Origin of the sequence: Vibrio tritonius (assembly GCF_001547935.1) — a bacterium.
GTDB classification, from domain to species: domain Bacteria; phylum Pseudomonadota; class Gammaproteobacteria; order Enterobacterales; family Vibrionaceae; genus Vibrio; species Vibrio tritonius.
The window spans coordinates 3,008,576-3,021,724 of the sequence record NZ_AP014635.1 but is presented as its reverse complement, the minus strand read 5'-3'; the positions used below and the strand labels follow the sequence as shown (position 1 = coordinate 3,021,724).

The 13,149-nt window shown below is 42.3% G+C and carries 10 protein-coding genes; 6 read left to right on the top strand and 4 right to left on the bottom strand.

Annotated features, from left to right (window positions below):
- Positions 1-21: 21 nt before the first annotated feature.
- A complete protein-coding gene (gene leuB, locus JCM16456_RS13350) occupies positions 22-1,113 on the bottom strand; it encodes a 3-isopropylmalate dehydrogenase (RefSeq protein WP_068715138.1) in 1,092 nt (363 codons plus the stop codon).
- 47 nt (positions 1,114-1,160) lie between these two features.
- Complete coding sequence (gene leuA, locus JCM16456_RS13345) at positions 1,161-2,714, bottom strand: 2-isopropylmalate synthase (protein WP_068715136.1); 1,554 nt, start codon at positions 2,712-2,714, stop codon at positions 1,161-1,163.
- Between the two features lie 496 nt (positions 2,715-3,210).
- Between leuA and JCM16456_RS13340 the strand changes: the two genes are divergently transcribed.
- The 6 genes from JCM16456_RS13340 to ilvN all read left to right on the top strand — a co-directional run bounded on the left by JCM16456_RS13340 (position 3,211) and on the right by ilvN (position 10,771).
- Positions 3,211-3,744 carry a phosphatase PAP2 family protein gene (locus JCM16456_RS13340; RefSeq protein WP_068716084.1) on the top strand — a complete coding sequence of 178 codons (534 nt, stop codon included), beginning with the start codon at positions 3,211-3,213 and terminating at the stop codon, positions 3,742-3,744.
- Positions 3,741-4,787 carry an MJ1255/VC2487 family glycosyltransferase gene (locus tag JCM16456_RS13335; protein ID WP_068715134.1) on the top strand — a complete coding sequence of 349 codons (1,047 nt, stop codon included), beginning with the start codon at positions 3,741-3,743 and terminating at the stop codon, positions 4,785-4,787. Before JCM16456_RS13340 ends, JCM16456_RS13335 begins: the two co-directional genes overlap by 4 nt.
- A 419-nt stretch (positions 4,788-5,206) precedes the next feature.
- Entirely contained in the window at positions 5,207-6,175 is a 969-nt protein-coding gene (leuO, locus tag JCM16456_RS13330) for a transcriptional regulator LeuO (protein ID WP_068715132.1), read from the top strand.
- 174 nt (positions 6,176-6,349) lie between these two features.
- Entirely contained in the window at positions 6,350-8,143 is a 1,794-nt protein-coding gene (locus JCM16456_RS13325) for an AMP-dependent synthetase/ligase (protein ID WP_068715130.1), read from the top strand.
- Between the two features lie 410 nt (positions 8,144-8,553).
- Positions 8,554-10,275, top strand: a complete 1,722-nt coding sequence (locus JCM16456_RS13320) for an acetolactate synthase 3 large subunit (protein ID WP_068715128.1) — start codon at positions 8,554-8,556, stop codon at positions 10,273-10,275.
- Position 10,276: 1 nt separating this feature from the next.
- Positions 10,277-10,771, top strand: a complete 495-nt coding sequence (ilvN, locus tag JCM16456_RS13315) for an acetolactate synthase small subunit (protein ID WP_068715126.1) — start codon at positions 10,277-10,279, stop codon at positions 10,769-10,771.
- Positions 10,772-10,860: 89 nt separating this feature from the next.
- On the opposite strand, the gene serA is transcribed toward ilvN, so the two are convergent.
- Complete coding sequence (gene serA / locus JCM16456_RS13310; protein WP_068715124.1) at positions 10,861-12,090, bottom strand: phosphoglycerate dehydrogenase; 1,230 nt, start codon at positions 12,088-12,090, stop codon at positions 10,861-10,863.
- Between the two features lie 231 nt (positions 12,091-12,321).
- The gene (gene rpiA / locus JCM16456_RS13305) at positions 12,322-12,978 is read right to left on the bottom strand and encodes a ribose-5-phosphate isomerase RpiA (RefSeq protein ID WP_068715121.1); all 657 of its coding nucleotides are present in this window, start codon (positions 12,976-12,978) and stop codon (positions 12,322-12,324) included.
- Positions 12,979-13,149: the final 171 nt, after the last annotated feature.

Sequence of the window (13,149 nt, the reverse complement as noted above, 5' to 3'; positions counted from 1 at the left end):
GCCATTGATTGGCCTCACTTATTATGAGTTAGAGATGTAAGCTGCGATAATATCGCCCATTTCACTAGTCGATAGCGCAGGTTTATCACCGGCTAGGTCGCCAGTTAATTGACCAGCTGCTAGTGCTTTACCTACTGCAGCTTCAATGTCTTGAGCGGCAGATTCTTCGCCTAAGCTGTAACGTAGCATTAGGGCTGCAGATAATATTTGGGCAACAGGGTTTGCGATATTTTTGCCAGCAATGTCTGGAGCACTACCACCTGCAGGTTCATACAAGCCGAATTTACTTTCATTGATACTAGCTGAAGGCAGCATTCCCATTGAGCCTGTGATCATTGCACATTCATCAGAAAGGATATCACCAAAGATATTGGAGCAAAGCAGAACGTCAAACTGAGATGGATCTTTGATTAGCTGCATTGTCGCGTTGTCGATGTACATGTGAGTCAATTCTACATCTGGGTAATCTTTCGCGATTTCTGTCACGATTTCACGCCACATGATCGAACTTTGAAGTACGTTGGCTTTATCGATAGAGCAGACTTTTTTACGACGTAAGCGAGCTGATTCAAAAGCGATTTTTGCAATGCGTTCGATTTCATATCGGTGGTACACCTCGGTATCAAATGCCTTTTCATTGGCACCTTCACCTTCACGGCCTTTCGGTTGACCGAAGTAAATACCACCTGTTAATTCACGTACTACAACAATATCAAAACCGCGGGCAGAGATATCTGCGCGAAGTGGAGAGAAATTTTCTAGTCCTTGGTGAATTTGCGCAGGACGTAAATTACAAAATAGTTGAAAGTGTTTACGTAGAGGAAGCAATGCACCACGTTCAGGTTGATCATTTGGTGCTAGGTGTTCCCATTTAGGGCCACCAACCGAGCCGAAAAGAATGGCATCAGACTCTTCACAAGCAGCAAGAGTGGTGTCGGGCAACGGTTTACCGTGGTTATCAATTGCGATGCCACCGATATCATGCTCTTCACGAGTGAAAGTTAGATTGTATTTAGCTTCGATTGCATTTAGCACTTTATGTGCTTGTTGCATTACTTCTGGTCCAATGCCGTCTCCTGGTAAAACGGCAATTTTGTATGTTGTGTTTGTCATGCGAATCCTATTCGTCTCAATTATGTTTAATTTTCTTTGCTGTTATCTTAAACGGTAGCAATTTTTTTATTCTGTTTGATTTGTTCAATTTCGTTTGCACGATGAATGCTGTTAATTACGTGCAATAGTGCTTGTCCGGAAGCTTCGACGATATCCGTTGATACGCCAGTACCGTGATATTTACGGCCTTTGTAGTTAGCAATGATATCGGCTTGTCCAAGACCATCTTCACCTTCACCTTTTGCGGTTAGATCAAACTTGTCTAGTACAATGTCGTAGCCAGTAACACGATAGATACACTGATATAAAGCGTCTACCGGACCGTTTCCGACTGCTGCTTCACATTTCTCTTCGTCACCACACTGCAACTTGATGCTTGTAGTAGCCATTACACTACCAGATTGCACACTCAAATAGTTCAATTTAAAGAAATCATCTTCATCACGCAGATTAGAGAAGTACATCAGTGCTTCTAGGTCGTAATCAAAAACCTGACCCTTTTTATCGGCAAGTTTTAGGAAGTTATCGTACAACACGTCCAAATTGTACTGTTCTTCACTGTAACCTAGTGATTCCATATGGCTTTTAACCGCTGCGCGACCACTACGACTAGTTAGGTTTAGACCTTGGTTCTTCAAGCCGATGGATTCTGGCGTGATGATTTCGTAAGTGTTTTTATTCTTTAGCATGCCGTCTTGGTGAATGCCTGAAGAGTGACTAAAAGCGTTGGCACCAACAATCGCTTTATTGCTTTGAATTGGCATATTACATAGTTGGCTGACCAACTTACTCGTACGGCTGATTTCTTCATGCTTGATGTTCGTTCTCACTCCACTCAAGAACTCTTGGCGAGTTTTTAGAATCATCGCGACTTCTTCAAGTGCCGTGTTACCAGCTCGTTCACCAATACCATTGATGGTTCCTTCAATCTGACGAGCTCCCGCTTGAACGGCAGCAATAGAGTTTGCGACAGACATACCCAAATCATCATGACAGTGAACAGAAATGATCGCTTTGTCGATGTTAGGAACACGATTGAATAGAGATTCAATGATACCGCCAAATTCGCTTGGCACGGTGTAGCCTACCGTATCTGGAATATTGATTGTTTTGGCACCAGCGTTGATTGCTGCTTCAACCATACGACATAAATTGTCGATTGGCGTTCGGCCTGCATCTTCACACGAAAATTCGACATCGTCAGTGTATTTGCGAGCGTGCTTGACAGCTTTCACCCCCATTTCCACTACGTCGTCATAACTTCTGCGAAGTTTGTCTTGAACGTGCACAGTTGAAGTGGAAATAAACGTATGAATACGGAAAGCTTCCGCGACTTTCAATGCTTCTGCTGCTGCATCGATGTCTTTCTCAACGGCACGAGAAAGAGCACAAACGCGGCTGTTTTTTATGTGTTTCGCAATAGTTTTAACCGATTCAAAATCACCTGGAGAAGAAACAGGAAAGCCCGCTTCGATCACATCAACGCCAAGGCGTTCAAGTGCGTAAGCAATTTGCAGTTTCTCTTTTACGGTAAGACTGGCTGATAATGCTTGTTCACCATCACGCAATGTTGTGTCGAATATTATGACCTGGTCACTCATGTTTGTTTCCTCATTCCGAGAGTTAATCGTTTACTTCCTGGATTTAATTATAAAAAAACCCGCTTTAAGCGGGTTTTTTTGATTCTTCGTTGTGGTGTTTTTCGTCCACAGCCTACCCGCGCGATTGTTTCACGATAAGGAGGAGGTTGAGGAGCAGTGAAAAACGAATTGTCATTATTAGTAACATCCACAAATTTAAGTTAACAAATTAGTACCGCACTCGAGTTGTAACGTCAACCTTAAAGTTGATTTTTTATGCAAATAAATTAAGTAGTCCAAATAAGCGCATGATAATCATGTCGTTAGAAAGGGCATTTAATAACCCTCCTTAACTCTATTAAGCCGGCTCTTTTACTAATTTGTTATGTTTGTTCCCTTCTTTTGTAAGTGTCATCTGCTTTCAAAAAAAAGATCACTCGTTTGTCATATGACACTACTAATTTTGTTAACAGATAACTCAGGGAATTGTCTTAATGTCGCAAGAGGGAACATGGGTATGAAAGCGATTCAACCTATAGCCAAATTGGATTTTGCCTTCTCCTTTTATTGCTTACAGCACCGTTATAGTCATTCTTTAGCACGCGTAAGTAAAGCGGTCTCGCACACTGGAGATGGACATTTATATGTGCTATTTGCCTGCTTAGCGTGGGGGATTGATAACGTCTATGGTAGAGGGTTTGTCATTGCGGGTTTATTGGCTTTTTTACTTGAATTACCGCTTTACTGGGTATTAAAGAACAGTTTTCAACGTCGTCGCCCTCAGGAATTATCGCCTTTACTGCCTGCCTTTATTACCCCTTCTGATAGGTACAGTTTGCCCTCAGGTCATACTGCTGCAGCATTCGTTATGGCAACTTTAATGGGGCATTGGTATCCCGACATTGCAGGAATGGCATTTATTTGGGCCACTCTGATAGGCGGCGCTCGAATTATGCTAGGTGTTCACTTTTTAAGTGATGTCATTATTGGGGCACTGCTCGGAAATGGTTGCGCCACTTTGTCATTGATTTTGTTGGGGAGTCGCTTGTGAAGATATTCTATGGTGTGCAAGGCACTGGCAACGGTCATATTGCTCGAGCGAGAGAAATGGCAAATTCTTTAAAAGAAAAGGGAGTTCAGGTGGACTTCCTTTTTTCTGGGCGAGAAGAAAGCAAATATTTTTCAATGGATGATTTTGGCGACTATCAAACACGCCGCGGTCTTACTTTTATTAGTAAAAACGGCAAGGTTGATTATCGAGATACAGCAACCAAAAATAATATATTTCGATTCTTCAAGGACATTGAACAGCTTGACCTAAGCGGTTATGACCTCGTGCTGAATGATTTTGAACCTGTTTCGGCATGGTCTGCTCGTAGGCAAGGAAAAACATCAATTAGCATTAGTCATCAAAATGCGTTTCGTTATCAAGTTCCTCTGAAAGGAGCATCTTGGCTAGATAAAGTGATCATGCATAAATTTGCCCCAGCTGAGCATTACATTGGGTTGCATTGGTATCATTTTGATCAGCCAATATTGCCACCCATTATTCATAAAGGAGAGCTGGTAACGCAGAGTTGTAATTTCTTTTTGGTCTATTTGCCTTTTGAAGACTTAAGTAACACGTTGCGAGTGTTACATGGAATACCTGACCAGCGTTTTATTTGTTATCACCCAGATGTTACTCATAACCATGAACTCAATAACGTTGAAGTTAGATCGCTCTCTCATGTCTATTTCCAAACACATTTACGCCAATGTCGTGGAGTTATAGCTAACGGTGGATTTGAACTACCATCAGAGGCGCTTTCCCTTGGTAAAAAGTTGCTATTAAAACCATTAAATGGCCAATTTGAACAGATGAGTAATGTAGCCACACTAGAATGCTTAAGTTTAGCGTCGATGATGAAACGAGTCGATTTGGTTGCTATTCGTGAATGGATTTCTGAAGAGCCCGCAGAAAAAGTCGTGTATCCGGATGTTGCTCAAGAGATTGCGAATTGGTTATTGCAAGGAGATTGGGGAAGCACAAAGGAATTGCATAGCAGTCTTTGGCAACAAGTTTCTTTCCCTAGTTATGCCACATTTTTATAAATTAGCATCATCATTAACACCTCTGATTATCATTAAACATGACTAAGAAATCGGTTGCTCAAACGATAAGGTGCAATGTTATTTGTGTGATGAATGATAATTTACTGCCCTTTAGTGCAATATATGGATGCGCCATTTAGCTTTAAATTTGCACAATATCACGTTTTTATCTTTTTTTATAAATATACAAGGTCATGATATGTATTGAAAAGTGTTAGTTCACTTATAAAAATAAGTGACTTTTTATCAATCTTGTTGCCATTCGTGTACGAATTAGTTGATAGTAGTTGCCATGCTTAAACTATCCGAGTGATAAATATTAGAAGTCCTGCTTATTTATTACGGTAAAACGTTTGGAATACCAATCCCAAACATCACTCGAAATCACTATAAAAATCGATACCGAGGCAAAGATCAGTATGTTAGATAAAGTAGAAAGAAAAGATGCAATGAGTGCCATTGCAAGCTATCGAATGGAAAGTACCTTACGCGGCGTTGACTTAAACTTGCTCACAGTTTTTGACGCGGTTATGCAAGAGCAAAATATTACCCGTGCTGCTCACAATTTAGGTATGTCTCAACCTGCGGTAAGTAATGCCGTTGCGCGCCTAAAAGTGATGTTTAATGACGAACTGTTTATGCGTCAAGGTCGTGGTATTCAACCAACACAGCGTGCTCGTCAGCTGTTTGGTCCAATTCGTCAAGCTCTGCAACTGATTCGCAACGAACTTCCTAGCTCTGTTTTCTCTCCTGAAACATCAACTCGCTTGTTCAAACTTGCTATTTGCAGTCCATGTGATATTCGTTTTGCACCGAAGATCATGCAGTCAATCCAGCAGATTGCTCCTAATGTAAAATTGCATTTAGATGCGGAGTTTGACCGTATGCTTGCTGAGCGTATGCGTTATCAAGAGATCGACTTCGTTATTGATTATGCGCGTTTTGACGAGCAAGGCTTTTCAAGCACTGAAATTTTCCAAGATGAGTTAGTCGTCGTTACGGCGAAAACTCACCCTCGTATTCAAGGTTCCGTGTCACGCGAAACACTGATTCGCGAGCAGCATGCAAAATTGTCTCGTGTTCATGGTCAACGCAGTTTTTCTGAGCAGGCTTATCGTGAACTTGATTGCCATTCAAGCTATGAGGGAACCAGTTTAAGCAATGTACTCTACGTGGTTGGTCAATCTGAGCTCGTGACTATTGCGCCACGTTGGATGGTTGAAAATGCGGCGAATAAAGACCAATTGCAAATCGTTTCCTGCCCATTTGATAATGTTAAAATCCATGGTTATCTAAGCTGGCATGAATCGAGCGAAAAAGATAAAGGTCACATTTGGTTACGTGATCAATTGATGATGATTTGTGGTGAAGTTGTCGCTACGAAATAATTTATTTTGCGCCTCATTTGGCCCCAAAGCACTTTTTGTGATTTGGGGCTTTTTTCTGTCTATTCCTTACTAATTGCAGGCTTAATTTTGATGTTTGTCAGTTGCCTTTTAACACTCTGCCTGTAAACTGTGCGACCTCATAAGGCTTACAGTTGTAAGCTAAAGGTAGAAAAGATGGCAGAATTAGACTTTCATATTGTTAAAAAACTACGTGAACGTATTTCACTCGGTGGAAATGCGACCGCTTTAAAATATTATGCTGACGCTCAATGGCAAAACATCACTTGGCAAGCATTTGGTCAAGATGTTGATCGTGTCTCCCTAGCATTGCTTGAGCTTGGTATTGCTGCTCAAGATAAAGTCGGTATCTTTGCTTCTAACATGCCTGAATGGACGATTGCTGACCTTGCTGCTCTGCAAGTGCGAGCCGTGACTGTTCCCATTTATCCAACCAACACACTTGAGCAAACTCGTTTTATCGTGAATAACGCAGATATGCGGGTTTTGTTTGTCGCCGGTGAAAAGCAGCTCCACATTGCGACAGCTTTGTTTGATGAGTGTGAGAAGCTCGAGTTGATAGTGGTGATGGGGCAGTGTGATGTGCCTTCTTCTCTACCGTATGTGATGACTTGGGAGTCCTTCCTTGCCAACTCAAATGCAGAGCATTCTACCGATCTTGCTGTGCGTCTTGAACAAGCGAGCCTAGATGATCTGTTTACTCTGATTTATACATCGGGAACAACAGGGCAGCCGAAGGGGGTGATGCTGACTCATGCCAATTTAAGCGCACAAATGTGGAGCCATGATCAGCGTTTGAATGTCACTACATCCGACATATCTTTATGTTTTTTACCGTTATCCCACGTATTTGAGCGCGCTTGGACGTTTTATGTTCTCTATAAAGGTGCGACTAACTGCTATTTGCACGATGTCAAAATAGTGCGCGAAGCTTTGCAGCAGGTGCGTCCTACTTTGATGTGTGCCGTCCCTCGTTTCTATGAAAAAATATTTGCTGCCGTACATGAGAAAGTCACCACAGCCAGTGTCGTGAAAAAGATGTTGTTTACTTGGGCTGTCAACATGGGGGCGAAGCGTGCTCAGTGTAAAGCGGAAAATCGAACGCCATCAGCATTACTCAACCTGAACTACCGCTGGGCGGATAAGTTGGTATTGAAGAAGTTACGCGATCTGTTAGGTGGGCGCCTGACATTGATGCCATGTGGTGGTGCGAAACTGGATCCAACCATAGGCCGTTTCTTTCATTCGTTAGGGATTAACGTCAAAGTCGGTTACGGCATGACAGAAACTACTGCCACTGTTTCTTGCTGGGAAGATTTTACCTTTAATCCCGACTCTATTGGTCAACTAATGCCAGGTGTTGATGTGCGTATTGGTGATGAGAATGAAATTCTAGTCAAAGGCCCAATGGTGATGAGAGGGTACTACAAGTTAGAACAGGAAACTGAACAAGCATTCGATGCTGATGGATATTTAAAAACTGGTGATGCGGGCTACTTAGATGCGCATGGTCACCTGTTTATTACTGATCGTATAAAAGAGTTGATGAAAACCTCTGGGGGTAAATATATCGCGCCTCAAGTGATCGAGGGGACGATAGGCAAAGACCATTTTATCGAACAGATTGCGGTGATTGCAGATACACGTAAGTTTGTATCCGCGTTAATTGTTCCTTGCTATGACACGCTAGAAAGCTACGCGCGGCAATTGAACATCAAATATCACGATAGGTTAGAGCTTCTCAAAGATAGCCAGATAGTGGAGATGTTTGAAAAGCGCATCAATGAGTTGCAACAAGAGTTACCTAGCTTTGAACAAGTAAAACGCTTCAAGCTACTGCCAAAAGCCTTCTCTATGGATGAAGGGGAATTAACCCCGACATTAAAACTACGACGTAAAATTATTCATAATAAGTATGAAGATGAGATTGAAGAGATGTACCGAGAATAATTCACGGCGCATAACGAAGAACACAAAGGGTAGCCTAGCGAGGTTACCCTTTTTACTGTGATTCTGTTCACCTGATGAGATTAAGTTGCATATAGGTAGTTTTTTCAACGAAATATTCTGCTTATTTCCAAGTTTAATCTCGTTATTCTTCTGCTTTTAACAAAGATACTAGTGTTGTTATCTTATATTTTACATTTTTACCATATCTTATTAAAAATGTGCTCAAGAGCACGTTAGATCTTAAACGATTTAGCGGTTAAAGTATCTCCGATTCCCCGCCACTTGTTATGACAAGTGTGGGACATAGCTGAAAGCGGAATGTTTTCGAATTAGGCTACGAATAAGCCCTAGACTATGTAATTCAATCCTAATAACTGACCTCGTAATTAGTGATTGATTAAGGAGAAAAAATGGCGATGTTATCCGGCGCAGAGATGGTCGTGCAATCTCTGATTGAAGAAGGTGTTGAGCAAATCTTTGGTTATCCAGGTGGCTCAGTACTGGACATTTATGATGCCCTTCATGAAAAAACCGACAAAATTAAACACGTATTAGTTCGTCACGAACAAGCGGCTACTCACATGGCCGATGGTTATGCCCGTTCTACAGGTAAACCCGGTGTTGTTCTTGTCTGCTCTGGTCCTGGAGCAACCAATACTGTCACTGGCATTGCGACAGCCTACATGGATTCCGTTCCAATGATTGTTATCTCTGGTAACGTTGCGACCAATCTCATTGGTAATGATGCTTTCCAAGAGTGTGACATCGTTGGTGTCTCTCGTCCGATTGTAAAGCACAGCTTTTTAGTTAAGAAAGCTGAAGACATTCCTGAAACGATAAAAAAAGCGTTTTACATTGCTTCAACAGGACGACCAGGTCCCGTAGTGATTGATCTGCCAAAAGATGTGATGAACCCGCAGATTAAGCTGCCTTACAGCTATCCAGAAACAATTAAAATGCGCTCGTACAACCCAACCACTACTGGTCATAAAGGGCAAATAAAGAAAGCATTGAGTGCTTTGCTCGAGGCAAAAAAACCTGTGTTGTATATTGGTGGTGGGGCAATCATCTCAGAAGCTCATCAGCAAATATTGAAATTGGCTCAGTCGCTTAACTTACCTGTTGTAAGTACATTGATGGGGCTGGGGGCGTTTCCCGGTACACATCAAAACTTTCTGGGTATGCTTGGAATGCATGGTGTTTATGAAGCCAATATGGCAATGCATAACGCGGATTTGATCTTCGGGATCGGGGTTCGGTTTGATGATCGTACCACTAACAATTTGGAAAAATATTGTCCAAATGCCAAGATCATGCACATTGATATTGATCCTTCCTCTATTTCGAAAAACGTACCCGTTGATCTGCCTATTGTTGGTTCGGCCGACAAAGTTCTCGACACCATGTTGAAACTACTGGGTGATAAAGAGCATCACAACGATGTTCAGGCCATTGAACAATGGTGGAGTGAAATTAATGGCTGGCGAGAACGTCAATGTTTGGCCTATGACAAAAGTTCTGAGCGTATTAAACCTCAACAAGTTATTGAAACCTTGTATCGTCTAACGGAAGGTAAAGCTTATGTTGCATCTGATGTGGGTCAACATCAGATGTTTGCTGCTTTATATTACCCATTTTCGAAACCAAGACAGTGGATCAACTCAGGTGGTTTAGGCACGATGGGGTTTGGTTTACCAGCTGGAATGGGAGTAAAGTTTGCTCATCCTGAAGAAGAAGTTGTTGTGGTGACAGGGGACGGTAGTATCCAGATGAATATTCAGGAGCTATCTACAGCACTGCAATACGATATCCCTGTCAAAATCATTAACTTAAATAACCGATTCTTAGGTATGGTTAAACAGTGGCAAGATATTATCTATCATGGTCGTCACTCCAACTCATACATGAGTTCTGTTCCTAACTTTGTTGCGATCGCCGAAGCTTATGGCCACGCTGGTGTAAGAATATCTCATCCAGATGAGCTAGAAGATGGCTTGAAAAAGGCACTCGCAATGAAAGATCGCCTCGTGTTTGTTGACATTAATGTTGACGAAACGGAGCACGTTTACCCTATGCAAATCAAGGGTGAAGGAATGGACAAAATGTGGCTGAGCAAAACGGAGAGAACTTAACATGAGACATATTATTTCGCTGTTATTGGAAAACCAACCTGGTGCTTTGTCTCGTGTTGTTGGACTTTTTTCTCAACGCGGTTACAACATCGAAAGCCTGAACGTATCTCCAACGGATGATGAAACTTTGTCGCGCCTCAATATCACGACAAATTCTGATGGTATGCAATTAGAGCAGATTCAGAAGCAGCTTCATAAACTTATTGATGTACTCAAGGTACAAGATGTCACTGAGTTCGAACATATTGAGCGTGAGTTGATGTTAGTTAAGTTGAAAGCGACAGGCGCTTCCCGAGAAGAAGTGAAAAGTATGGCGGATATATTCCGTGGTCAAATTGTCGATGTCACACCGACACACTACACAGTACAAATGGCGGGAACCAGTGACAAGCTTGATGCTTTCGTTAAGTCGGTTGCTCAATTTACGGAAGTGGTCGAAGTGGCGAGAAGTGGTATTGTCGGTATTTCTCGTGGTGAGCGTGCGTTACGCAGTTAATCTTCATGAGGTTACACACCAATAAAAAAAACCAGCCGAGGCTGGTTTTTTTATGTCTAGCAAAAGCGCTGGTGGTACAACTATTAGTATTAGAACAAAATACGTGCGCGAATAGTGCCTGGAATCTGCTTTAATTTTTCCAAAGCTTCTTCAGAGCGAGCAGCTTGTACGTCAACCACAACATAACCCATGATTGGTGATGTCTGTAGGTATTGCGCCGCGATGTTGATACCTTCTTCTGCAAAGATTGTGTTGATTTGATTCAGTATACCAGGGCGGTTTTCGTGGATGTGCAGCAAGCGTGAGCAATCACGTTGTTCTGGTAGTGATACTTCAGGGAAGTTAACACTAGACAGTGTTGAGCCGTTGTCTGAATATTTCGCTAGTTTACCAGCAACTTCGATCCCGATGTTTTCTTGCGCTTCTTGGGTTGAACCACCCACGTGTGGAGTCAAGATAACATTATCGAATTTCATTAGTGGTGATTCGAATGGTTGAGTATTTGATCCAGGTTCAGTTGGGAATACGTCAACAGCAGCACCAGCAAGGTGGCCGGATTCAAGTGAATCACATAGAGCTGGAATATCAACAACCGTTCCGCGCGCGGCGTTAATGAAAATAGAACCAGGTTTCATGCGAGCAAATTCGTCTTTGCCCATCATGTTTTTGGTGTCTTGAGTTTCAGGAACATGAAGTGTTACGACATCACACATGTTAAGCAGTTCGCTCATGGTGTGAACTTGAGTCGCATTACCTAGGGTGAGTTTATTTTCAATATCATAAAAATAAACATACATGCCAAGACTTTCTGCAAGGATACTTAGCTGGGTACCAATGTGTCCATAACCGATGATACCGAGTTTTTTGCCGCGAGCTTCAAATGAGTGGTCAGCACTTTTTTTCCAAATACCACGGTGCGCAAGAGCATTTTTCTCTGCGACGCCACGGAATAGAATGATCATTTCAGCTAGAACCAATTCTGCCACACTACGTGTGTTTGAGAATGGGGCGTTAAAAACAGGGATCCCGCGTTTTGCTGCTGCATCTAAATTAACTTGGTTTGTACCGATACAGAAACAACCAATAGCCACAAGTTTTTCAGCAGCGTCAATCACTTTCTCAGTTAAGTGAGTGCGCGAGCGAAGACCGACAAAATGCACATCTTTGATTGCTTCAACGAGCTCTTCTTCTGGTAAGGAGCCTTTGTGGTATTCAATGTTGGTGTAGCCTGCAGATTGCAGAACTTCAACAGCTGATGGGTGAACACCTTCAAGTAGCAAAATTTTGATCTTGTCTTTTTCCAATGAAACTTTGGCCATTATTCTCGTCCTTAAATATGGAAGGGGAAGCTAAGATACACCTGAGCTCAAATAGGTTATTGAGTCTTGTTATGAAAAGCAAACGTTTTCGTCGGGCATCTTCTGACCACTAAATTAACAAACTTTTTGTTCTTTGGGTAAGAAATTTACGGAATAAGGCATAATAAATTTTTGCTCCAAAAAAAACGGCACTTTGCAGTGCCGTTGATAAAAGTCTGTATAAAGAAGAGCTTATTCTTCTATATGTGCACCTTCTGCTGTGCCAGTGATCACAACATCTGCACCACGGTGGGCAAATAGACCTACCGTTACTACGCCTGGTAATCCGTTGATTTTGTCTTCAAGCTCTTTTGCTTGGCTGATGTGCATATTATGTACGTCTAAAATCACATTGCCGTTATCTGTGGTTACACCTTCACGGTAAACTGGATCGCCGCCCAACTTCACTAGTTCGCGAGCAACGAACGAGCGCGCCATTGGGATAACTTCGACTGGTAGTGGGAATTTACCCAATACATCAACCGCTTTAGTACCGTCGACGATGCAGATAAATTTCTTGGCAATGGCCGCCACAATTTTTTCGCGAGTGAGTGCTGCACCACCCCCTTTGATCATTTCACGTAGCGGGTTGATCTCATCTGCACCATCCACATAGATATCAAGCATCGCGACATCGTTACAGTCGTAAACTTCAATACCAAGCGCTTTGAGTTTTTCTGTTGAAGCGATAGAGCTTGATACTGCGCCTTTAATATCGTCTTTTACTGAACCCAATGCATCGATGAAGTGATTAACAGTGGAACCTGTACCAACACCGACAATGCTGCCTTTTTCAACGTACTTTAAAGCAGCCCAACCTGCGGCTTTTTTCATTTCATCTTGAGTCATGCCAATCTCCTGATAGCAATTTAAAGGGGGTCAGATACGGGCGGGATTATATACCGATAGCTTAGGGACTTGAAGCTGAACCCTTTATCTTCAGGCTAAATGAGTAGGGGATGGAACAATTTTGCGAATTCGGCTTCATTTCCATGAAATTCGCAGCGTTCTACCAGCTCA